The organism is Streptomyces capoamus, from assembly GCF_014654935.1.
In the GTDB taxonomy this organism is placed as follows: domain Bacteria; phylum Actinomycetota; class Actinomycetes; order Streptomycetales; family Streptomycetaceae; genus Streptomyces; species Streptomyces capoamus.
In genome coordinates, this window is the sequence record NZ_BNBF01000047.1 from 1 (window position 1) to 21,969 (window position 21,969).

The 21,969-nt window shown below is 67.9% G+C and carries 19 protein-coding genes; 14 read left to right on the forward strand and 5 right to left on the reverse strand.

The features are described 5' to 3' along the window. The 4 genes from IE312_RS37035 to IE312_RS37050 form a co-directional block, all read left to right on the forward strand. Positions 1 to 776: SRPBCC family protein (locus tag IE312_RS37035; protein ID WP_229900901.1), on the forward strand; the 776-nt coding region annotated here is incomplete at its 5' end. Continuing rightward, positions 773 to 1,948 (forward strand): zinc-dependent alcohol dehydrogenase, encoded by a 1,176-nt coding sequence (locus IE312_RS37040; RefSeq protein ID WP_189986709.1) that lies wholly within the window; start codon positions 773 to 775, stop codon positions 1,946 to 1,948. The genes IE312_RS37035 and IE312_RS37040, both read left to right, overlap by 4 nt. Positions 1,949 to 2,033: 85 nt before the next feature. Next, positions 2,034 to 2,420, forward strand: a complete 387-nt coding sequence (locus IE312_RS37045) for a TraR/DksA family transcriptional regulator (protein WP_189986710.1) — start codon at positions 2,034 to 2,036, stop codon at positions 2,418 to 2,420. Positions 2,421 to 2,477: 57 nt separating this feature from the next. Continuing rightward, positions 2,478 to 3,476 carry a glycoside hydrolase family 26 protein gene (locus tag IE312_RS37050; protein ID WP_229900902.1) on the forward strand — a complete coding sequence of 333 codons (999 nt, stop codon included), beginning with the start codon at positions 2,478 to 2,480 and terminating at the stop codon, positions 3,474 to 3,476. Here IE312_RS37050 and IE312_RS37055 read toward each other — a convergent pair. Together IE312_RS37055 and IE312_RS37060 are read right to left on the reverse strand one after the other, a co-directional pair. After that, positions 3,463 to 4,653, reverse strand: a complete 1,191-nt coding sequence (locus tag IE312_RS37055; protein WP_189986712.1) for a glycoside hydrolase family 26 protein — start codon at positions 4,651 to 4,653, stop codon at positions 3,463 to 3,465. The two genes, IE312_RS37050 and IE312_RS37055, sit on opposite strands and share 14 nt — an antisense overlap. Continuing rightward, entirely contained in the window at positions 4,646 to 5,965 is a 1,320-nt protein-coding gene (locus tag IE312_RS37060) for a glycosyltransferase family 2 protein (protein WP_189986713.1), read from the reverse strand. The genes IE312_RS37055 and IE312_RS37060 overlap by 8 nt, the downstream gene beginning before the upstream one ends. Positions 5,966 to 6,367: 402 nt before the next feature. Here IE312_RS37060 and IE312_RS37065 point away from each other — a divergent pair, with 402 nt between their 5' ends. From IE312_RS37065 to IE312_RS37090, 6 genes are all read left to right on the forward strand, one after another. Beyond that, a complete protein-coding gene (locus tag IE312_RS37065) occupies positions 6,368 to 7,672 on the forward strand; it encodes a UDP-glucose dehydrogenase family protein (protein WP_189986714.1) in 1,305 nt (434 codons plus the stop codon). Positions 7,673 to 7,916: 244 nt separating this feature from the next. After that, positions 7,917 to 8,729 carry a maleylpyruvate isomerase family mycothiol-dependent enzyme gene (locus IE312_RS37070; protein ID WP_189986715.1) on the forward strand — a complete coding sequence of 271 codons (813 nt, stop codon included), beginning with the start codon at positions 7,917 to 7,919 and terminating at the stop codon, positions 8,727 to 8,729. An 85-nt stretch (positions 8,730 to 8,814) separates the two neighbouring features. Then, positions 8,815 to 9,735 (forward strand): MBL fold metallo-hydrolase, encoded by a 921-nt coding sequence (locus tag IE312_RS37075; RefSeq protein ID WP_189986716.1) that lies wholly within the window; start codon positions 8,815 to 8,817, stop codon positions 9,733 to 9,735. A gap of 511 nt (positions 9,736 to 10,246) precedes the next feature. Continuing rightward, complete coding sequence (locus tag IE312_RS37080; protein ID WP_189986717.1) at positions 10,247 to 11,374, forward strand: alpha/beta fold hydrolase; 1,128 nt, start codon at positions 10,247 to 10,249, stop codon at positions 11,372 to 11,374. 269 nt (positions 11,375 to 11,643) lie between these two features. Continuing rightward, positions 11,644 to 14,034, forward strand: coding sequence for a GMC oxidoreductase (locus tag IE312_RS37085; protein ID WP_189986718.1), 2,391 nt, complete (start codon positions 11,644 to 11,646; stop codon positions 14,032 to 14,034). A 152-nt stretch (positions 14,035 to 14,186) separates the two neighbouring features. Next, positions 14,187 to 14,363 carry a hypothetical protein gene (locus tag IE312_RS37090; RefSeq protein ID WP_189986719.1) on the forward strand — a complete coding sequence of 59 codons (177 nt, stop codon included), beginning with the start codon at positions 14,187 to 14,189 and terminating at the stop codon, positions 14,361 to 14,363. A 311-nt stretch (positions 14,364 to 14,674) separates the two neighbouring features. Here the strand turns inward: IE312_RS37090 and IE312_RS37095 are convergent, their stop codons facing one another. Continuing rightward, positions 14,675 to 15,199 carry a hypothetical protein gene (locus IE312_RS37095; protein ID WP_189986720.1) on the reverse strand — a complete coding sequence of 175 codons (525 nt, stop codon included), beginning with the start codon at positions 15,197 to 15,199 and terminating at the stop codon, positions 14,675 to 14,677. Positions 15,200 to 15,962: 763 nt separating this feature from the next. Here IE312_RS37095 and IE312_RS37100 point away from each other — a divergent pair. Together IE312_RS37100 and IE312_RS37105 are read left to right on the forward strand one after the other, a co-directional pair. Continuing rightward, positions 15,963 to 17,483 (forward strand): helix-turn-helix domain-containing protein, encoded by a 1,521-nt coding sequence (locus IE312_RS37100; RefSeq protein WP_189986721.1) that lies wholly within the window; start codon positions 15,963 to 15,965, stop codon positions 17,481 to 17,483. 110 nt (positions 17,484 to 17,593) lie between these two features. After that, positions 17,594 to 17,947 carry a hypothetical protein gene (locus IE312_RS37105; RefSeq protein ID WP_189986722.1) on the forward strand — a complete coding sequence of 118 codons (354 nt, stop codon included), beginning with the start codon at positions 17,594 to 17,596 and terminating at the stop codon, positions 17,945 to 17,947. A gap of 339 nt (positions 17,948 to 18,286) precedes the next feature. On the opposite strand, the gene IE312_RS37110 is transcribed toward IE312_RS37105, so the two are convergent. Together IE312_RS37110 and IE312_RS37115 are read right to left on the reverse strand one after the other, a co-directional pair. After that, the gene (locus IE312_RS37110) at positions 18,287 to 18,451 is read right to left on the reverse strand and encodes a hypothetical protein (protein WP_189986723.1); all 165 of its coding nucleotides are present in this window, start codon (positions 18,449 to 18,451) and stop codon (positions 18,287 to 18,289) included. 348 nt (positions 18,452 to 18,799) lie between these two features. Further along, on the reverse strand, positions 18,800 to 19,555 hold the full coding sequence (locus IE312_RS37115; protein WP_229900903.1) for a GntR family transcriptional regulator: 756 nt from the start codon (positions 19,553 to 19,555) through the stop codon (positions 18,800 to 18,802). A gap of 751 nt (positions 19,556 to 20,306) precedes the next feature. Between IE312_RS37115 and IE312_RS37120 the strand changes: the two genes are divergently transcribed. Together IE312_RS37120 and IE312_RS37125 are read left to right on the forward strand one after the other, a co-directional pair. Continuing rightward, a complete protein-coding gene (locus tag IE312_RS37120) occupies positions 20,307 to 20,777 on the forward strand; it encodes a glycine-rich domain-containing protein (RefSeq protein WP_229900904.1) in 471 nt (156 codons plus the stop codon). A gap of 73 nt (positions 20,778 to 20,850) precedes the next feature. Next, a complete protein-coding gene (locus IE312_RS37125; protein ID WP_189986725.1) occupies positions 20,851 to 21,519 on the forward strand; it encodes a class I SAM-dependent methyltransferase in 669 nt (222 codons plus the stop codon). Positions 21,520 to 21,969 lie beyond the last annotated feature (450 nt).

Genomic DNA, 21,969 nt, shown 5'->3' on the forward strand with positions numbered 1-21,969 from the left:
CCGCCGTCGGCGTGCGCGAGCTGGCGGCGGCCTCCGGGCTGCTGGGGCGACCGCATCCCGCCTGGCTCTGGGGCCGCGTCGGCGGCGACCTCATGGACCTGACGATGCTGACCCGGGCCCTGAGGAACCACAACGGCCGCGGCCTGGGCCGCACCGTCGCCGCGACCGCCGCGGTCACCGCCCTCACGGCGACGGACATCTACGCGGCCGTGACCCGCACCCGTAGGAGCACCCCCATGGAACTGACCGCGGCCACCACCGTCAACCGGCCCCCGGACGAGGTCTACGCCTTCTGGAAGGACCTGGAGCGGCTGCCGGACTTCATGGCGCACCTGGAGGAGGTGCGCGTCACCGGCCCGCGCACCAGTCACTGGCGGGCCAGTGCGCCGTTCGGCAGGACGGTCGAATGGGACGCCGAGACCACGGAGGAAGTCGCCGGCCGGCTGATCGCCTGGCGGTCGGTGGACGGCGCCGACATCGACAACTCCGGCGAGGTCCGCTTCGAGCCCGCCCCCGGCGGCCGGGGCACCGAGATCCGGGTGAGGCTGCGCTACGACCTGCCCGGCGGCGCGCTGGGCCAGGCCGCGGCGCGCTACTTCGGCGAGGAACCGCACCAGCAGCTGGACGACGACCTGCGCCGCTTCAAGCAGATCGCGGAGACCGGCGAGGTCGTCCGCTCCGAGGGCGCCCCCGGCGGCAAGCGGGCCCGCGGAGAGTTCCCGCAGCACCCGGCCCGGCCGCTGACCGAGGACGAACTGAAGGAGGCCCTGGCATGAAGGCGAACTGCTGGACGGGACGCAACTCGGTCGAGGTGCAGGACGTCCCCGACCCCTCGATCCTGAACAGCCGCGACGCCATCGTGAAGATCACTTCGACGGCGATCTGCGGCTCCGACCTCCATCTGCTCGACGGCTACGTCCCCACCATGCAAAAGGGCGACATCATGGGCCACGAGTTCATGGGGGAGATCGTCGAGGTCGGCTCCGGCATCACCGACGGCACACTGCGCGTCGGGGACCGGGTCGTCGTACCGTTCCCCATCGCGTGCGGCGCCTGCGCGTCCTGCCGCGCGGAGCTGTACTCGTGCTGCGAGAACACCAACCCCAACGCGGGCATCTCGGAGAAATTGTTCGGCCACCCCACCGCCGGCATCTACGGCTACTCCCACCTCACCGGCGGCTTCGCCGGCGGCCAGGCCGAGTACGCCCGCGTGGTCCTCGCCGACACCAACGCCCTCAAGATCGAGTCGGACCTCACCGACGAGCAGGTGCTGTTCCTGTCCGACATCCTGCCGACCGGGTACATGGGCGCCGACATGTGCGACATCCAGGAAGGCGACGTCGTGGCCGTCTGGGGCGCCGGCCCGGTCGGCCAGTTCGCCATGGACAGCGCGCGGGTCCTGGGCGCGGAGAAGGTCATCGCGATCGACAAGGAGACCTACCGGCTCGACATGGCCGCCGCCCAGGGCTACACCACCATCAACTTCGAGGACACCGACGTACGGTCCGCCCTGCTCGAACTCACCGGCGGCCGGGGCCCCGACAAGTGCATCGACGCGGTCGGCCTGGAGGCCACCCACGGCGCCTCCCACGTGAACCTCTACGACCGCGCCAAGCAGGCGGTCCGCTCCGAGACCGACCGGCCGCACGCCCTGCGCCAGGCCATCATGTCCTGTCGCAGCGGAGGCGTGGTGTCGGTCATCGGCGTCTACGGCGGACTGATCGACAAGTTCCCGGCGGGTGCCTGGATGAACAGGTCCCTGACCCTGCGCACCGGGCAGTGCCACGTGCACAAGTACATGAAGCCGCTGCTGGGACTGATCGAGCAGGGCAAGATCGACCCCACCCGGATCATCACCCACCGGCTGCCCCTGACCGAGGCACCGACCGGCTACGACCTGTTCAAGAACAAGAAGGACCACTGCAAGAAGGTCGTCCTCACACCGTGAGAACAGCACCGGCGAACTCCTGACCGTCACCGTCGTCGCCCGAGCACCCGGGAATTCGGCACAGGAAAATAAGGTTTCCTCCGATATGAGCGATGAATCCACCAGTGCCGCTTTCGCCGCACCCCGGGGCGAGTCGATGCGGGCGCTGCTCGCGGCCGACCGCGTCGGCACGCTGCACCAGATATCCGCCCTCAGCCGCGAGTTCGAAGGGATCGTCGAGGCGAACGCACTGGTGGCCATCGACGACGAGCACGACCCGGAGGGCGCGAGCACGGCCTTCGAGCGGGCGCACGTGGCCGCGCTGCTGTCCCAGGCGCGCGAGCATCTGAACGATCTCGATCGCGCCCTGGAGCGGTTGGAGTCAGGCGACTACGGGCGCTGCGAGCAATGCGGTGAGCCGATCCCGACGGAGCGCCTCGAAGTCCGCCCGGCGGCGAAAACCTGCGTGCGCTGCGCGTCCGTAGCTCGTTGAAGGGCGCACAGTTTGGCCGCCCAGAGGAGTGCGGGGCTGGAGTGCGACCATGTCGTGGTGACGGCAGGACGTGCAGCGCGGTTCGTGGCGGTCCCGGTGCTGACCCTGGGGCTGCTGCTCACCGGCTGTGTCTCCGGGCGGTCACCGTCCGCGAAGCCGGTGGATGACGCCGTACGGCGGATCACGGCACCGCGAGGCCGGTACTTCGGGGTGAGCACCCCGCAGGCCCCGTGGTCCCGGGCGGAGACGGTCACGGTGGCCCGGAAGGCGGGGCGCGCGCCGAACATGCTGGAGTACTTCGTCAAGTGGACGGAGAACTTCCGTCCGGCTGCGGTGCGGGCGTCGTACGCGCAGGGGGCGGTGCCGCTGCTGACCTGGGAGCCCTGGGCCGGCTCCGGCGCGGGGACACGGCAGCCGCGATACGCGCTGGCGCGGATCGCCGGGGGCGGCTTCGACGCCTACGTGACACGCTTCGCGGAGGCGGTACACGCGCAGGGGCGACCCGTGGTGATCCGCTTCGCCCACGAGATGAACGGCACGTGGTTCCCCTGGTCGGAGCAGCGCAACGGCAACCACCGGGGCGACTACGTGAAGGCCTGGCGACACGTCCACGACCTGTTCGAGCGGGCCGGTGCCGACAACGCCGTCTGGCTGTGGAGTCCGAACGTGGTGCGCGACGCGCCCGCGGTGTCCCTGCGCGCGCTGTATCCCGGGGACGCGTACGTCGGCCTGGTGGGGATGACGGGTTATCAGGACGACGAGTCCACGGCGGCTGCGGTGTTCGACACGACACTGGCTCGTTTGCGCGGTCTGACCGATCGCCCGGTGGTGATCGCCGAGACCGGCGCCCGGCCGGGCCGGAAGAAGGCTGCCTGGACAGCCGCCTTCTTCCGATGGTTCGTCGCGCACCGGGAGGTGATCGGTTTCGTCTGGTTCGAGCGCAGCCGTGCCGACGGCGGTCACCAGGACTGGCGGTTCTCCCAGACCCCGGGGACCACCCGCGCCTTCGCCGGCGGACTGGGCACCGTACGGCTGGCGCGGATCACCCGGACGTAGTGGCGGCGGGGGCCGCCGGCGTCCGCGTCGACGCGTCGGCCACCCCGGTCAGGCCGATGCCCGCGAGCCCGTGCCTAAACGCCTTGAGCGTCTCCGCGTTCTCGGTGAAGCGCCAGTCCGCGCCACCGCCCTGTTCCCGGTCGCGTTCGAACCAGATGAAGCCGATGACGTCGTCCTGCTCGCTCTTTCCGAGCCAGTCGAAGAAGTCACCGATCCACGCCGCCTTCCAGGCGCCGGGTTCTGCGCCGGCCTCGGTGATGACGACGGGCCGGTCGGTGAGCTTGCGCAGCTTCTTCAGCGTCGGGTCGAAGACGGCGGCCGCCGTCCTCTCCTGCACGGCGTAGCCGACCATGCCGATCCAGTCGGTGTAGTCGTCGCCGGGATACAGCTCGGCCAGGCTCACCTTGGGCACCGGGCGCAGGATGTTGGGGCTCCACAGCCAGATGACGTTGTCGGCGCCGGCCTGCTCGAACAGGTCGTGGACGTGTCGCCAGGCCTTCACGTACTCGCCCTTGTGGTTGCCGCTGCGCTGCTCCGACCAGGGGTACCAGGCGCCGTTCATCTCGTGCGCGAAGCGGATCACCACGGGCCACTTGTGGCCGGCGACGGCTTTCGCGAAGCGCGTGACGTACGCGTCGTACGTGCCGTCGGAGATCTTCGCGAGGGCGTACTCCGGCTGGTCGGTGCCATGCTTCCGACCGGCCCAGGGCTGCCAGGAGATCACCGGGAGCATGCCCTGCCGGTAGGAGGCGTCTACGGCGGTGGGGTCGAAGTCCTCGTTCCAGTTGACGAAGTACTCGGACATGGTCGGCCGCTGCCCGGCAGCCTTCGCCAGCGTGTTCGTCTTCTTGGACGACCAGGGGATCTGGGTGCTGCTGAGCCCGAAGTACTTGCCCTCGGGAGCGGTGAAGGAACCTTTCTCCGGGACGATGCTGCGGGCGGCGGACGTCCCGGACGTGAGCCGGTCCTTGATGCCGGGCTCGGCCGCGGGGACACCGAGGCCCTGGTAGACCGGCTCGGAGCTGGAGTTGGCCAGGAGGTAGACGCCGTAGCTGAGGAGCGACAGGACGACGACGTTCACGGCCATCCACAGCCGCAGCCGGACACCGCTGCCGCGATTCCACCAGTGCAGGCGCTTGGCGCGAGGCCGGCCGAGGGGTGCGTCTGCGCTAGACACTCATCATCACCGATCCGAAGAGCAGGGCGGCGCCCAGCAGGTAGGGGACCACGACGAGCGGGCTGCGGGTGCGTTCGCCGGCGAAGCTGTCGGCGCGGGTTCCCCAGCTCGCGTTGTGGGCCATGCGGAAGAAGCCGAGGAGGCGTACCGGGAGCAGGAGCAGCGTGTTGATGACCATGAAGACCGGCAGGAAGACCATGTCCTTGGGCCGGTAGGCGAAGTGGCGGCCGAAGCGGATGGCCATCGAGATCAGGGACATGAAGGCGGCCAGGCCGAGGACGAACACCAGCGCGTGCCACGGGGTCTGGGGCAGCGGCAGCTGGTTGTAGATGCCGGGCTTGTCGCGCTGCCAGACCGCGACGGCCCAGGACGCGAAGGTGCCGAGGAGGACGAAGGGCACCAGGATGTCGGCGATGTAGAACAGCCAGAGCATCTTCGCGTGGCGCAGCATCCACCAGAACATCCGCAGGGTGTTGTACTGCGAGCCGCGCGCCCAGCGGTACTGCTGCTTGGCGAGCTTCCGCAACTCCAGCGGGGCGTCGGTGTAGACGAGCGAGGTGGACTGGTAGACGCTCTTGTAGCCGGCCTTGAGGGTGTAGTTGGTCAGCGTCCGGTCGTCGCTGACCTCCAGGAAGACGCCGAGGAACTTCTCGCCGAGGAAGTCCTCCATGCAGTTCTCCAGGATGCTCCGGCGAAAGGCGATGGTCCGGCCGGGCAGGCAGCCCACCGTGCCGACCACGCTCATCGCGGGCATCGAGTAATGGCAGCGGACACTCTCCAGCCAGTCGGCCCAACGGGTGAGCACCGAGCGCCCGGGGTCGAGGATCCGCTGCCGGGTGGTGACACCGCCGACCTCGGGATCGCGGAAGGGCTTCACCAGCTCGGCCAGGGTGTCCGTGGTCCAGATGGTGTCCGAGTCGACGAGTACGGCGATCTCGCCGCTCGCCTCCGCCAGGCCGACGCGCAGCGCGTTGCGCTTGCCGGGCGTCTCGGTCCAGCGCCAGTCGACACCCATGTCGGTGCAGATGTCCTCCAGGACCGGGTTGCGCCGGCCGTTGATGACGACGATGACCTCGGTCGGCCGCTGTTCCGTTATTCGCTGGAGTACCGAACGGAAAAGGTCTTCCGGCTCGTCGACGACAGGAATGATGACAGAGGTCGTCGTCTGCCAGGGGCGCTTCCACGGTTTGTAGCGGCGGGCCAGCAGAATGCGGATGATCCAGAGCGACCAGACCATGGTCATGAAAACAGCGAACGGGTAGACGACCCCGTTGTTCCGCCATTCCCTCAATTCCAGCAAATACGCAAGCATGACCTTCCCTGAGCCGTGGAATCGGAGATTCAGGCACGGAAGGTCGTGTGCCGGCACGCTGCGCCGACTGCTCCGCCGACGCTGCGCGGCCCCGGTCGCCCTACTACCCCTGGTGTCGTTGACACCGATGGTGATCTCGCCAACTGGCGGGAAACTAGCAGCAGTTACGGTGTGCTAAATCGTGAAAAACACCTCAAATGGGCACATCAAGATCGTTCGTTATTCAATAGAGATGTGAAAGACGTGTGAGGGTTACATGTTCAAAACGGTGAAGATCACACTCGGGTGACGTTTGCGTGACATGGGCCGGCGCGGTCGATCCGCTCTCTTCCCCGGGTTATGGTTCCGCTCTCCACAGACCTCCAAAGAGGTCACTGAGCACCATGTGCGGAAGGCGATTCAGTGTCTGCCCGTGTGACAGTCATCGGCACCGGATATCTCGGTGCCACGCATGCAGCCTGTATGGCGGAAATAGGTCACGAGGTTCTCGGGATCGACGTCGACCCGGACAAGATCGCCGCATTGCGGGCCGGGCGGGTCCCTTTCTACGAGCCCGGTCTGGAAGAGCTTCTGGCCAAGCACGTTGCCACCGGGCGGCTGCGCTTCACCACCTCTTACGAGGAAGTCGCCGAATTCGGCGAAGTCCACTTCTCCTGCGTCGGCACCCCGCAGTCGCCCGGTGGCAACGCGGCGGACCTGCGCCACGTCGACGCCGTCATCGAGAACCTGGCCCCCCTCCTGGCCGGCCGGAACGCGCTCGTGGTCGGCAAGTCCACCGTCCCGGTCGGCACCGCCGAGCGACTGGCGGCGATGCTGCCCGAGGGCACCGAACTCGCCTGGAACCCCGAGTTCCTCCGGGAGGGCTTCGCCGTCGAGGACACCCTCCGGCCGGACCGGTTGGTCTTCGGCGTGCGGTCGACGGCGGCGGAGGCACGCCTGCGCGCGGTCTACGCCCCCGTCATCTCGAACGGAACCCCGGTCGTCGTCACCGACTTCCCGACGGCGGAGCTGGTGAAGACCTCGGCCAACGCCTTCCTTGCCACCAAGATCTCCTTCATCAACGCCATGGCCGAGGTCTGCGAGGCCACTGGCGCCGACGTGACCCTCCTCGCCGAGGCCCTGTCCCACGACACCCGCATCGGCGGCCGTTTCCTGCGCGCCGGCGTCGGATTCGGCGGCGGCTGCCTGCCCAAGGACATCCGCGCCTTCATGGCCCGGGCGGGAGAACTGGGCGTGGACCAGGCACTGACCTTCCTCCGCGAGGTCGACCACATCAACATGCGCCGCCGCAGCCGGGTCGTCGACCTGGCACGCGAAGCGGCCGGGGGCAGCTTCCTCGGCCGTCGGATCGCCGTCCTCGGCGCCGCGTTCAAACCCGACTCCGACGACATACGGGACTCCCCGGCCCTCAACGTGGCCGCGCAGATACAGCTCCAGGGCGGCAACGTCAGCGTCTACGACCCCAAGGCCATGGACAACGCCCGCAAGTCGTTCCCGACCCTGGCCTACGCGACCTCCGCCGAGAACACCCTGGGTCAGGCCGATGTGGTCCTCCACCTCACCGAGTGGCAGGAGTTCCGGGACCTCGACCCCGCCGTACTGCGGGACATGGTGGCGCGACCGTACATCATCGACGGCCGCAACGCCCTGGACGCCGAACGCTGGCGCGCGGCGGGCTGGACGTACCGTGCGCTCGGCCGGCCCTGAAAGCAGCCGACGCGCCACATGAGCGCGCCGATGTGCCGTACGCGTGCTGCAAGTACAGGGTCCCTCCCCTCCGCTGGACGGGAGGGATCCTGACTGTGCCGCACGTCGATCGGTGTACCTGTACAGACGGACAGACGGACAGACGGACAGACGGACAGACGGACAGACGGAGAGACGGACAGAGGGACAGAGGGACAGACGGACAGATGGACAGATGCGAAGGGCTGGTCCACCCTTCACTTCCATGACCGCCCCTCACCGTGAGGCTGCCACGCGATCGCGGCTGCCTGAAGCCATTCGTGTCGTAGCCGAGGAGATAGCCGGGCTGCTCCGGTCGTGTACGGACGCCACGGTGCCCATCCCCGGTGCCGAGTGGACGGTTGCAGAGGCTGCGGCACATCTGGTCCTGGCCAACGAGTTGATGGCTGCCCTCGCCGCAGGGCGTGAGCAGGTCTACGGCGACGGCACACCAGGAGGACTCGCGGCGGCCAACGCCGCCTCGCTGGCTTCCTTCCCCGAACGCGACACCTCCGTCCTGGCGGACGGCATCGTCCGGCACGCGCGGGCATTCACCGAGGCGGCCGGCCTGCGGTCGGCGGACACACCGACGATGACACCGCTGGGGCCCATGGACTTGGGAACCCTCGGCTCCTACCTGCTGACCCACATGCTCGGGCACGGCTATGACATCGCGGCGGCACTTGGCCGACCACACATGATCGACCGTGACAGGGTCGCTCTGGCGATGCCGTTCCTGATCACTGCGATGCCCCGTGTCGTCGATGTACGAGCGGCTGACGGGCACAGTGCCTGCTACGAGCTGAGGGTGCGCGGCCTCTCCAGGCTCACAGTGACGTTCACCCACGGCACGGTGGCCGTGCACGCCGAGCCCCCGCGCCGTCCCGACTGCACGATCATGATCGAACCGATCACGTTCTTCCTGCTCGCACTGGGCAGGCGCAGTACCACCGGTGCCATCGCCCGCGGCAAGGTCCTCGCCTGGGGGCGCAAGCCCTGGCTCGCGCCAGGTTTCCCCGCATTGTTCACCGCACCATGACGGACGCCTGCCCGGTGCCGCCCGGGAAGCGGCCACACGAGGTCCGGACGTGGCACTCGTGTCCCTGGGGTCCGAGGATGCTCGTATGAAGGTGCCGATCGGTCGTCCCAGTCTGCGGCCCTACCTGCCGTACCAGCAGCGCACTGCAGCGCACCCTGGGGGGCTGAGCGCTCACTTCCTGGGCACCAGTTCAGTGCTGCTGTCGGACGGGCAGACATCGGTGCTCAGCGACGGGTTCGTCACCCGCCCGGGGATGCTGCGGGTGGGCATGGGCAAGATCGCCCCGAACCGAGCGCTGGTCCGTGCCGCGATCGAGCGCTTGCGGGTGGACACCCTCGCCGCCGTTGTGTGCGCGCATTCCCACTACGACCACGCCCTCGACGCACCGGTGTGGGCGCTGGAGACCGGCGCCGAGCTGGTCGGGTCGGAGTCCACCGCCAACATCGGGCGCGGCCTCGGGGTACCCGAGTCGTCCTTGCGGGTGGTCGGCGACGGCGATACCGCGACCTACGGCAGCTTCACGCTGACCTTCCTGGACTCCGTGCACAGCCCGGGCGACCACTACCCCGGTACCGTCGACCAGCCCTTGACCCCGCCGGCCCGCGCCGGTGCCTGGAAGACCGGCACCGCCTACTCCGTGCTCGTCACCCACCCCGCCGGCCGCGTACTGCTGCACGCCAGCGCCAACTACCGGCCCGGCGCGCTGCGCGGTCACCACGCCGACGTCGTCTACCTAGGTGTCGGCATGCTGGGCAAACAGCCCGCCGAGTTCCTGCACACCTACTGGGACGAGGTCGTGGCCGCGACCGGGGCCAAGCGGGTCATCCTGGTGCACTGGGACGACTTCTTCCGCGGCCTCGACCGGCCACTGCGCCCCATGCCCTACCTGCTCGACGACCTCGACACCACCATGAGCCGACTCCTTTCCCTGGCCCGCCGGGACGGCGTCGATGTCGTCCTGCCCGTCTCCTGGCAACCCAGCGCTCCCCTCGCCGGTCTTGCGTGAACCCGGCGACCTACGCTCGCCTACGCCCGCCTGCACGGCCGGAGCCGACGAGGCGGCGGGGGAGTGGCCTGCGGGGCCGCCGAGAAGGACCCTGAGATGACCCCGTGGTTGACCTGGTGCGCATGAAGCAGGCCGAGCTGACTTCGGCCGGCCGGGTCCACCAGTACCGCAATATTGTGACGATTATTATCTGATTCTTCTATCGAAAAGTTCCCCGCAGGCCGCCCCGATCGCGCAGGATCCCCCGGCCGCATAAAATAAGGACCACCGAAGCGCGATGGCTGCATTCGAGGTGTCTGGTGCGCACGAGTTAGTTACCTGCGTGATCACTCGATGGTCACTCACCTTGTTGCCAAGCCGCGCTTGTGGCGAAAGCTGGGGGTAACACTGTCCGGCTTGGTTGTGTAGGTGGCCTACCGCCCGCCCAAGAGGCGATCATTCGCGCCCAGGCGGACAATCGCGAGTATAGGTGGAAGGTAATTCCTGCCTGTGGCCATGCGGGAGGGTGACCATGCCCAAACCAAGCAGCACCCGTGAGATTCCACTGTGGACGACCTCTGGTGTCCCAGACGCTCAGCTTACTGTCCATCCCTTTAATACGGACGACGGCCTCGGCCTCTCCATGCTCCGTTTCGAGCGGAAACGCGCCAGTGCCTCGCACCAGCAGGCCGCTGTGCTCGTGGTTCACGGCTTGACGACGTCCAGCGACATGTTCATCATGCCGGAGCATGTCAACCTGGTCACTTATCTACTTGACAATGGCTATGAGGACGTCTGGACGCTCGACACCCGGATGAGCAACCGCTTCCCGTACGACCGGGTCGAGCATGGTTGGACGATGGATGATTTGGCCCTCTACGACTTCCCGGCCGCCCTCGGGAAACTCCGCCAAGAGGCAGGCGACAGGGTCCGCGTCCATGCGATCACCCACTGCCTGGGGGCTGTCGCTTTCACCATGGCCCTAGCTGCCGGCACCGTCACCGACATCACCAGCTGCGTTGCCAACAGCGTCGCGCTGACTCCACGCGTTCCGTCCTGGTCCGCTGTCAAGCTAGCTTTCTTCCCGACTCTCGCCGAGTACATAATCGGCGTCCCCTACCTAGACCCCACATGGTCGGAGAATCCGTTCCTCACCCGGGGCTGGCTGATCAGTAAGCTCGTGGATTTGGTCCACACGGAGTGCGATGTGCCCGCATGTCACATGCTCAGCGTCATGTGGGGCACTGGCCGACCTGCCCTCTACGAGCATCGCAACCTGCTCGAGGTCACCCACCGTCGTGGAGGCGACCTCTACGGGGCCACCAGCTACCGCTACTACCGCCATGTGCTGGCCATGGTCAGGGCCAAGCGCGCCGTCAAGTACGACCGCAGCAATCCGGCCTACGCTGCCCTGCCGAACGATTACCTGGACGCAGCGGCGGGGCTGAAGACCCCTTTGCTGCTGATGACTGGCGACCAGAACCATGTCTTCGACGGCAGTAATCAAGCCTGCTACGCCGAGCTGGAAAAGACCGCACCCGGCCGCCATGAGCTGGCCGTCATACCTGGTTACGGCCATCAGGACGTTTTTATGGGCAAGGATGTCCACCAAGATGTCTTCCCCACCGTCCTGGACTTTCTGAAGCGCCACAGCAGCTGACATTCGACCAGGTCTGTCAGCGCGGGTGCATACCGTGAGAAGTCCACATGGGAGCTGGCACGCGACGCCGAGGGCCCGCATCCCGCCGCCCGAAGCTACGCTGCTGGACGAATACTCCATCGTCCCGGACGAGCCCGGCCACCGCCCCGACCACTCCGCCGCGGCACCTGCTCATCACGACCTGGACGAACCGTGGCCTGCACGCGTGTTGCATCTCGCGCATCTCAAGCACCGGCCGGGCGCCATCTCATCTCCTGGGAGGCACTCGCATGAGCACTCCGACTCGCGGACCCGAACACGTTGACGCCCTCGTCATCGGCTCTGGCTTCGGCGGCTCCGTCGTCGCCTACCGGCTCGCCGAGGCAGGCTTGCGCACCATCGTCCTGGAGCGCGGCCGTGCCTATCCGCCCGGCTCTTTTCCTCGCAGTCCACGGGAAGTCGGCCATGCACTCTGGGACCCTTCCGCTGGACTGCACGGCATGTTCCAGATGTGGCGCTTTGGCCACTTCGACTCGCTGACCTCCTCCGGTCTGGGCGGCGGTTCTCTCATCTACGCCAACGTCCTCCTCCGCAAGGACGAAAAATGGTTCGTCCAGGACGACCCTCTTCCAAGCGGCGGCTACGAAACTTGGCCCGTTACTCGTGCCGACCTCGACGAGCACTACGACCGCGTCGAGCAGATGCTTGCCGCAACGCCTTACCCCCTGCGAGACCCGGCCTACGCACAGACAGCGAAAACCAACCAGATGATCGCGGCCGCAGAGAAGCTCGGCCTGGACTGGGAACTTCCGCCTCTGGCTGTTTCCTTCGCCCCAAGCAAGGGTGAAGAGCCCGGCCTTGGTCTGCCGATCCCGCTGCCCGAGTACGGCAACATCCATGGCAGCCTCTACGGCTCCGCCCGCCGCACGTGCCGCCTGCTGGGCGAGTGCGACCTGGGCTGCAATGAGGGCGCCAAGAACAGCCTGGACCACACCTATCTCTCCGCCGCCGTCAGCCATGGTGCCGACGTGCGGACGCTCAGCGAGGCCACCACCATCCGCGCCGCTGAGCATGGCGGCTACCTAGTCGAATACGTTCAGCACGAGCCCGACCAACCAGGCCGCACGCTCGACCTGCCTCGCTGCTCCATCCACTGTGACCACCTCGTCCTCGCCGCCGGCACGTACGGCACCAGCTGGCTACTGCTCCGCAACCGACACCACCTGCGGGGGTTGGGGACCGCCCTCGGCACGCGCTTCTCCGGCAACGGAGACCTGCTCACCTTCCTGCTCCCCACCCTTGACGGCCGCCGCCTGGAACTGGACGCCGCCCACGGCCCTGTCATCACCGTGGCCGTGCGCATGCCGGACCGCCTCGACACGGAGGGCGCCGGCCGCGGCTACTACATAGAGGATGGAGGCTATCCGGGCTTCGTCGACTGGATGATGGAGGACACTGACGTAGTTGGGCGCATCTTTCGCCTCGGCGAATTTCTCGCCCGCTGGGCGGCCGAGCGACTCACCCGTCAGCCCTCGTCGCACGTCGGCCGCGAGATCTCCCGCCTCGTCGGCAGTGGCTCGCTCTCCGGCGGTGCACTGCCGCTGCTCGGCATGGGCCGTGACACCCCCGACGGCACCTTCCTGTTGGACAAGTCCGGGCTGCTCCAGGCGACTTGGCGAACGGACACCAGTTATGACTACTTCGCCGCCGTCCGCCGCACCATGCGTTGCTTCGCCGACACTCTCGGGACTCGCTACTTTGACAACCCCATCTGGTTCTTCCGGCGGGTCATCAGCGTCCACCCGCTCGGCGGCGCACCGATGAGCCGCACCAAGGAGGAGGGCGTCTGCGACCCGCACGGCCAGGTCTGGGACCACCCGGGCCTATGGATCGCCGATGGTGCGGCCATGCCCGGACCAGTCGGAGCCAATCCCTCCCTCACCATCGCTGCCTGGGCCGACCGGCTCGCCACCCGCCTGCTGGAGCACCGCCCCGCAGAGACACGACGTACTCAGCCCGCCACGCCAAGCCGTCCGGCCCAACGGGCAGAACCGCTTCCGAAACCGCATGGCAAACCGACCAGGCTCACCTTCACCGAGGAGATGAAGGGCTTCTTTGCCTTCGACGAAGCAGACCCGCTCACCGGCGAACGCCTGGGCCGAGCTGCACAGCGTCGCCTGATGTTTCATCTGACCATCACGGTGTCCGACGTCTTCCGCTTTCTGGCAGAGCCCAGTCACACGGCACTTGCTCAAGGCTGGCTGGATGCCCCTTCGCTCGGCGGCCGACTCCCTGTTTCGCAGGGATGGTTCAATCTCTTCACCCAAGGTGAAACTCCCACCACGCGCCACCTCTCCTACCTCTTGCACACCGTCTCCGGCAACGGCGAGCCCGTCGCTCTGACCGGGCGCAAGGAAGTTCACCACGGCAGCGGCGTCGAGGTCTGGCCCGACACCTCTACTCTCTTCTTCCGCCTACTTCATGGCCAGCTGCCTCCCGACACCCCCGAAGGCGACACCCCCATCATCGGTGCCGGCGTGCTGCACATCCTCAAACCGGACTTCGTCCGCGAACTCGTGACCCTGCGTGTCTCCGGCCCCGATGCCCGCCGTGCCGCATGCGACTTCGGTCGCTTCTTCCTAGGGAACCTGTGGGAGGTCTATGGTCACCACCTCTCCTGAGAGGCTTCTGCGCGAGGTGGCGGCATCTCTAGCTGACGCTTGAGGGCACGAGTGGGGCGGAGCGGTGGGTTTCATCGAGCAGTGTTGCCCTGGAAGCTGAACCGCCTATGGTCGATCTCGTGATCAACTCGGGGGACGCACGGAAGGCCCGTATGCGGGAACAGCTGACGGGCTTCACCGCACTCGGTGATGAGGAGATGGACGACATCCTCGGGCATGTCAGGCATCGCATTGAGACTGCGCGGGAGAAGGGCGTGGACGTGCCTGAGGGACTGTTCGAGCGGGTGGAACGGCTGGGTGCCCAGCGCGGATGGCCACCAATGCGCTGATCTGAGCCCTGCCGATATCACACCAGCTGACCCCTTGAGGTTCCGCTGGTGGGACGGCCCTTACAGCTAGAAGAACAGGTAGGCGCGCCACTGTACCGACGACCTGGACACGTCAGAGGGTCTTCACCTCCCAACGCCGGGAGGTGAAGACCCTCTGAACTGGTGCCCCCGGCAGGATTCGAATACGCGACCCCTGCTTCAGGAGTTCGATCACCAGGAATGCCTACGTCTGCTGCCGTTGATGTCAGACGTGGATGTCAGCTAGCTCCGTCACCAACCACCGAGCAGGGGTTGCCGGAGCGGCTCTGCTGTCAGCGGTTGCTCGTGGTGCCGATGTCGACGATGTGGTTGTACCGCTCCACCAGCACGAAAAGCTTGATCTTCTGCGTCGTCCCCCCGCTGCCGAAGGTCAGGGTGACGACGACCTCATGGCCGTTACCCACGGCGCCGTTGTCGGTCACCGTCCACTTCTGCGGGACGTTTTGGGCACGCAGGACACCGTCCGCCCCGTGCTTCTTCTCCCAGGCCGCCAGTCGCTTGGCGAAGTCGGGAGTCAGGTAGTGCTTGCGGAGCACCGTTTCCAGCGTGGCGTCCGGGTCCGTGTAGTCGCCGATGGCGTCGATGTACGCGCCGTAGAAGTCGGCGACCCGGGTCACCACTTGGCCGCTCGTGCCGCTGACCGACTGCGGTGCGGCGGCGGACGACTGTGCGGGGGCATGGACGGATGCCTGTGCCGACACCTGTGTCGACACCCCGAGTCCGACAGCCAGGACGAGGCCGGCGGCGACGGCCGCGCGGCGGCCCGGACGGCGGTGTGCGGGGGACTTCCTGTTCATGTGCATCTTCCTTTTCTGATCCATATGTGGTTGCTCACGGCCCGGTGTCTTCGTGCCGGGGCCGTCGTGTGGCCATCGCCTTTTCGGGTCGGCGAGCGCTGCCCCGTCAGCGGTCGATTGGCCGCCCTCCCCACCCCCGTGGCGGAGGGCGGCCTCGGTCATGCGGTCAGCGGAACTTGTCCACGGCCGGTGACGGCCGTCTTCTTGAAGGCCTTCACCGGCGCATGCCGGAAGTCGGATGTCGTTGCTCAGCCGCGCGAAGCGCCCGTTCGCCACAGCCGTCCTGGACAACTGCACCCTGACCTTGACGGACGCTCGCTCCTGTCGAGTGCGGTACGGGGCTCCCGGTACCAGGTCCGGGCCGTCGCCGCCCAGCGCCATACGTGCACAGCGGTCCCGTTTCACCAGCTCCGGGCAGGCGGTGACCTTGCCGACCGTTCAGAACCAGCCTGGATACGAACGGAGATGGGCCGCCGTGAGAAAGCCGACGCCTTGGCCGCGACGTGCGCCAGTGTGGCGAGCGTCGTGCCGAGGGCGAGCCCGTGACGGCGAGTGCGAGGGGTGGGCCTGCTCGGGTGCGCTGGGGCATGGGTGTCCCCCGTGGATGAGTGGATGAGTGTCATTTGTCGCCCGTCGCCGACTGGTCGGTCCGGCCCTGGTCGGTGCGACACCAAGAGCATCAGCCGTCACGACGGCCCCGCGCAACGCCGGACGCCCGCCCGGCGGGGGTGGAACCATCCCAGCCCATCTGACGTGCAGGTATATGGGCCGCCTGAGATACGGGGACACGTGGGAGGTTGGGGGAGCGGTGTCGACCGAGGACGACGTCGAGCAGTTCGCGGCGCTGCTGCGCCGGCTGAAGGACCGCACGGACCGGAGCTACGGCTCCCTGGCCCGCCGTCTCAGCATGAACACCTCCACGCTGCACCGTTACTGCGCGGGACAGGCGGTCCCGCAGGACTACGCCCCGGTGGAGCGGTTGGCTGCCTTCTGCGGAGCAACACCGGAGGAACGCCTCGATCTGCACCGCCTGTGGTTGCTCGCGGTGACGGCACGACAGAGGCCGAGGGCGGGTGAGGAGGCAGCAGAACCGACAAAGAGCGAAGGGGCACTGAAGCCGACAGGGGACGAGCGGGCTTCGGGTCCGGACAGCCGCACAGCGGGGCGTGCGGGTGGCAGCACGCGCAGTGTGGGTGGCGGTGCCGACAGCATCGGTGGTGACGGGGGCGGCACGAGCGGTTCACCACCGCGACTCGATGCCGGCGCCCCCGACGCCGCACTGGCTGCTCCCGATGTTCCTGAACCGGGCAGTCGCGAGTCGACGGCCCAGTGCGATGCGGTCCGCTCGACTGGACGGCCCTGGTACCGCCGTCGCCGTACCGTCGTCGGCACAGCCACGGCGACCGTACTGCTGGTGACGCTGGGCAGTATGTCGGCGCTGTCGGCCCACCGGTCTCACGACAACTCCGCCAAGGCCCCCGGTCAGTCCCGTACGACAGGAACCGGTACGTCACACCACCCCTCGGTCCCTGCGCCCAGCCCCTCCCGCAGCCGTTCTTCGGCCTCGCCCTCCACAGGAGTACGGGCTTCAGGGAGCCCCGAGCCGAAGGGCGGATCGTCGGCTGAGACGACGAGCGACGCATCCGTGCCAACCGGTGTGCCGCTCGCGTGGACCGCCGAGTCGCAGATCTGGGACGGCGGTTGCGGGCACGACTACGTCATCGGGAAGGAGCCGGCCCAGGTGCCCCCGCCGCCGGTAGAGCAGGACGCCGGAGTGTGGGCAGCGACGCAGCAGGCGGTAGCCGGGCGGCAGACGATGGTGCAGATCTCGGTGCAGGGGAAGTCGTCCACGGCCGTGGTCCTCACCGCCCTCCGGGTACGTATCGTCAGCCGCGGCACCCCGGTCACCGGCAACGCGTACGCCATGGGCCAGGGCTGCGGCAGTGATCTGCCGCCCCGCAACTTCTCCGTGAACCTGGACGCCGACCGCCCGATCGCCCGCGCGCGCCCCGGCAACGACAGCGGAAAGCCCGTCCCCGCGGTTCAGTTCCCCTACCGCGTCTCCGCCGAGGACCCGGAGGTGCTGCAGGTCACCGCGACCACCGAGGCCTACGACTGCAACTGGTACCTGGAGCTGGACTGGTCATCCCAGGGCCGCACCGGCACGGTCCGCATCGACGACCACGGTCACCCGTTCCGCACCAGCAGCATCAAGGGCCTGCCCCACTACTGGTACGGCACGAACGACCACGATGTGCGTCAGTGGGTACCCACCGACTCTTGAGGGCCGCGTTCCACTCAGGTTCGGTGTCGGCTCCGGCATGACACCTGTCATATGCAATACCGGATGCAGAGCACTGAGGCTCGCGGGCCGACGTCCGTACGGTACTTCCCATGACGAAGAGCAACGGGGAGAACCCACGGAAGACCGACATCAAGGTGAGCCTGATCGGCGGTCATCGCCTGGCAGGAGCCACCCTCCACGAGAGGACCGTCACCACTTCCCTCATCGGTGGTGCCGATGTCGATCTGACGGACTTCGACATCCCGGACGGCACCGAGCTGCGCATCACCAAGTTGAGCCTGATCGGCGGCGTCAGCCTCAAGGTCCGCCGCGATGTCCGGGTGGAGGTCCACGGGCTGCGCCTGGGCGGAGTGAAGGACGATGGCCCGAGTGAGCCGGGTGGCCCGACGGTCCGGATCGACGCCTGGGGCCTGGTTGGCGGCGTCAGCGTCACCCGCGCCTAGCTAAAAGTCCAAAGAAGCCGCCAACCTCCCAACCGGGGACAGGTGCACGCTTTCCAAGTCTGTTGGTGGGGTCGAGAGACACGGCCATGGCCGTTCATCTGCGTGCACAGGCGGGCGAGTGCCGGGACGGTCTCCGTCGATAGACCCGCCTGAACGGCGGAGCACGTAACTGAACCGGACGGAAACTGAGACGGCCTCGTGCAAGGCCGGACCGTCCCTACCTGGTTCGTGCCCTGGGCCGGCGTGCGCGCCTGTGCGTACGAGCGTCGCCCCCCGCTCCGGGGTCCGGAGCGGGGCGCGGGTCAGCGATCTGCGGGGTGGACCCTGGTTTCTGCTGGGCTACCCGGCGGTGGTGACGTGAGGGTCGTCGCGCTCGTCTCCACTGTAGGAGTTGCCGCAGTCGCCATTGTCGCCGTAGTCGTGGCGGCAGTTCTCCCCGTGCCTTTTGACCTTGACGGTGGCTGTGGCCTTGTTGCAGGTGATCTTGTTGCCCTCTGACCTCATGCCCCCGGCAGGCTTCGAACCTGCGACACCCGCTTTAAGAGCGAGGCTGGGTTGTCTCCCTGCAGAGCTGCGGCTTCACCGACCCAGGGAGCGGGCGCGTACTCGCCCATGAGGCACCGGTGTTGACCGTGGCTGACCCCTGCATCTGGGCACGGTTGTGGCACGCTGCGGTACATCGCGGGGTGGGGCGCGGTCGCTGGGGGCGTACATGCGTCAGGCGCAGATGGAGCCGCCCCCGCTGCCGCAGCCGGTTCCGGACGAGGTCCGCCCCTACCTTCACGACATCGGATCCCGACCACGGCCCCCGCTCTCCTTCGGGAGAGCGGGGCCGCATTCGTGCGTCTGGGATCAGTCGTCCAGTTCGATGCGGAAGTCGACGATGGTGGTGTCACCGCGTCGCACGATGGGATGGGCGACCTCAACGACGCGGGCAGTATCGGCGATGTGCTTCCGGGTGTACCGCAGGACCGGCACGCCGGCGCCGATGCGGAGCGTCTCCGCCTCAAGTTCGTTGGGCATGGCTGCGGTGAACGACTCGGTGATCGCGGTGACGCGGATACCCAACGACCCCAACTGCGCCCGAGTTCCGCCAGGCCAGGGCTCGTTGATGGGGTCAGCGACCGGCGTCCCGGCAACGTCGGACCAGCGGACGTAGCTGGTGCTCATCTGGGTGGGCTGGTCGTTGTCGTAGAAGACGAAGTGCCGGGCCAGCAGCCGTTCGCCCACCTCGCAGTCGAACAGCGCCGCCAACTCGGTGTCCGCCTGGACTCGCTCGAATCGCTTGTCGAGTCGGTACTCCGACCAGCCGATTCCCTGGTCACGGGTGTACGGGGTGGACTTGGCGCCCGGTGTCGACCGGTACCGGTCGGCGGCCATGCGGTGGATCGGCGGACGCGGCCGGACTCGTGTGCCCGCACGGGCCCGGGTCTCGATGAGTCCCTCGGTGGCCAGCAGTCGGAGTGCGTTGCGGATGGTCGTCTCGGATACGCCATAAGTCGTACACAACGCGGGCAACGTGGGCAGCTGGTCGCCCGGCGCGAGCTGGCCGGAGGCGATGCGCTGCCGCAGCTCAGCGGCGATGCGCAGGTACTCGGGCTGTGCCACTGCCGTACCACCGTTCCAAGTGATCGCGTCAATCTGAGTACACATACTCTCCCCTGCCCCTTGACCAGCGCCAACTGCGGGGCCAATCTGTGTACAGAAAAGCGGTATCCGTACTCGAATAACCGCCGTCTGCGGGGGACAGTCATGCCCGAATCGGGTCACATGTGGCAGAAGGCGTTCAAGAGGGAGCCCGTCGAGGCGGTCCACGTTCGCCTCTGGATCGCCGGCCGTGTGAGGCACCCGGACGCGCCACTGATTGCGAACGAGCTTTTCGTAGCTGTCCTTAGCTCGGGCGCCGCAGCTGTAGAGATGACCCCCTCCACCGCTGGCTCCCGCATCCGCATCACCGCCACCGGCCCAGACCCGCTACCGCTCATTAGCAACCACGGTCCCGGTTGGACGCTGCTGTCCGGACTGGCCACCATCGCCGGGCTGTCCACAGACGAATGCCGTCTGTGGGCGCAGCTGGGGACGAACAGATGAGCCGCCCACTCCCGCCCGCGAACTCGCTCACGCACGCGCAGTACTCCGGCTGGGCGTGCTGCTGGTGCGGCAGGTCCCTCCTCCATTGCGGCGGGACCAGCGCCGGCACCGCGCGAGGCAGCAGCGGCGCCCACGTCCTCGACGTCGAGGTGTACGCCTGCCCGTGCTGCGCGTCGATGTCCCGCCCGCCTCACGGCCTCAACGCCGAAGAGTCGCGCGGGCCCATGCCCTCGGCCCCGGGGGCAACCACCCACAACAGGAGGAAGGCATGACCGTCACGTTAGAGCGTCCCATGAGCGCGACCGACCCGATCACCCTGGTCGACCCTGAGGTGACCGACCGGCTTGCCCACCGCATCACCGCCGAACACCCGGAGATCACCGAGGCGACCGCCCGCCGCATCGTCGGCCAGGCTGCCGCGTTCATCGCTGCATCCGGCCAGCAGCCTGGCCAGTCCCTCGCCCCGAGCAAGCTGGTCGATTACGGCTGGCACGCCTTCATCCTGCACACCGTCGACTACGCCCGCTTCTGCGAGCAGGTCGTCGGACACTTCGTCCACCACGTCCCGACCGCCGAGGACGACGAGATGCCGGGCGGTGTGCAAGCCACCCGCGAGCGCACTCTCGCCGCCATCATGGCCGCCGGGTACGCCGTTGACGACAAGCTGTGGCCCGACATGGCCGACTGCAGCCAGTGCCACGCCGGGTGCACCGACAGCCCCAACAGCGGCAAGCAGTAACGCGCCCATCGTGCAAGACTCCAGCCGTCCGGGCGTCACAGCCGGGCGGCTGGCCCTATGAGCGGAGCACCACGTGACAGACACCGCGATCGCCTGGGACACCTACTCGCAGCAGCGGCCCGAACGCCGGCTGGTGAACGCCCGCGGCGAGACGACCTGGTTCAACTTGACCCAGTACGAGGATCACGGGCCCGGCCCCGAGTTGCTGGACATCGCGGCTGGCGCCCGCGTGCTGGACCTTGGCTGCGGCAAGGGCGGCAACGCCGCGCACCTTGCCGCGATCGGCATGCGCGCCGTCGGCGTCGACATCTCGCCCCGGCAGCTGGCTGCGGCGCGCGAGCGGTGGGGGCAGGTGCCAGGTCTGGAGCTGCACCACGCGGAGGCGGTCCGCTTCCTGCTGGAGGACCGGGACGGCTTCGACGCGGTGTACTCGGTGTACGGCGCCGTCTGGTTCACCGACCCGGCGGTGCTGCTGCCCGCCGTCCGTGAGCGGCTGCGCCCGGGCGGCCGGCTCGTGTTCTCTCAGCGGCCTCCCGTGGAGGGCTGCTACGGCTGCCAGGCCTCATACATTCCGCGCGACCCCGACGAGGACCCGCTTGTCGTGAAGCGGTGGGACTACGAGCCGGGAGTGTGGGAACAGCTGCTGGCCGAGTGCGGCTACATGGACGTCCGTGCTTCTGTACTGGCCGCGCCGGTGGGCACCCGTCGAGTGGGGACACTCGTCGTCACAGCCCGGGCCTGAGGCCTAGCGCCTCCCCGTCTCGGCGGCGGACCTGTCTCACAAGGCCGACGAGGACCAGGCACAGATAATGATCTTGCGGTGGGGGACTCACGAGACACCGCCCCGCCCCTGGTGACTGTGGCGCGGAGCGGACTAGAGCGACCGGTGGGGGGCGTACGCGTCTTCGCCCCTTTCGGCCGTTAGGCGCCATGACTCGGTCAAGGCGTCCTGCTCCCGGGCACAACCGCGCCCGGGGCGGCCCGCGTTGGGTGCAGAAGGGCCCCCGTCGACAAGCATGACGGCGCCCTCCGCCTGCCAGGGCCGACCTCTCCGCCGGTCACCTCGCAGGTTCACGGGACGCGCGTCTCAGGCGCGTGTGGGGGAGACGCGCCTGCCCGTATCTACGTGGCTGTTGAACACAGTCCAGTCCTCCGTATGGGTGAACGACGGGCAAGGTCGCTGGGCGATGTG

What these genes read in the sequence shown, in the direction of transcription:
- IE312_RS37040 (WP_189986709.1), top strand. Translation starts at nt 773, where the DNA reads ATGAAGGCGAACTGCTGGACGGGACGCAACTCGGTCGAGGTGCAGGAC.
- IE312_RS37045 (WP_189986710.1), top strand. Translation starts at nt 2,034, where the DNA reads ATGAGCGATGAATCCACCAGTGCCGCTTTCGCCGCACCCCGGGGCGAG.
- IE312_RS37060 (WP_189986713.1), bottom strand. Translation starts at nt 5,965, where the DNA reads ATGCTTGCGTATTTGCTGGAATTGAGGGAATGGCGGAACAACGGGGTC.
- IE312_RS37070 (WP_189986715.1), top strand. Translation starts at nt 7,917, where the DNA reads ATGACCGCCCCTCACCGTGAGGCTGCCACGCGATCGCGGCTGCCTGAA.
- IE312_RS37075 (WP_189986716.1), top strand. Translation starts at nt 8,815, where the DNA reads ATGAAGGTGCCGATCGGTCGTCCCAGTCTGCGGCCCTACCTGCCGTAC.
- IE312_RS37080 (WP_189986717.1), top strand. Translation starts at nt 10,247, where the DNA reads ATGCCCAAACCAAGCAGCACCCGTGAGATTCCACTGTGGACGACCTCT.
- IE312_RS37085 (WP_189986718.1), top strand. Translation starts at nt 11,644, where the DNA reads ATGAGCACTCCGACTCGCGGACCCGAACACGTTGACGCCCTCGTCATC.
- IE312_RS37090 (WP_189986719.1), top strand. Translation starts at nt 14,187, where the DNA reads ATGCGGGAACAGCTGACGGGCTTCACCGCACTCGGTGATGAGGAGATG.
- IE312_RS37095 (WP_189986720.1), bottom strand. Translation starts at nt 15,199, where the DNA reads ATGAACAGGAAGTCCCCCGCACACCGCCGTCCGGGCCGCCGCGCGGCC.
- IE312_RS37100 (WP_189986721.1), top strand. Translation starts at nt 15,963, where the DNA reads ATGGGCCGCCTGAGATACGGGGACACGTGGGAGGTTGGGGGAGCGGTG.
- IE312_RS37105 (WP_189986722.1), top strand. Translation starts at nt 17,594, where the DNA reads ATGACGAAGAGCAACGGGGAGAACCCACGGAAGACCGACATCAAGGTG.
- IE312_RS37110 (WP_189986723.1), bottom strand. Translation starts at nt 18,451, where the DNA reads ATGAGGTCAGAGGGCAACAAGATCACCTGCAACAAGGCCACAGCCACC.
- IE312_RS37120 (WP_229900904.1), top strand. Translation starts at nt 20,307, where the DNA reads ATGACCGTCACGTTAGAGCGTCCCATGAGCGCGACCGACCCGATCACC.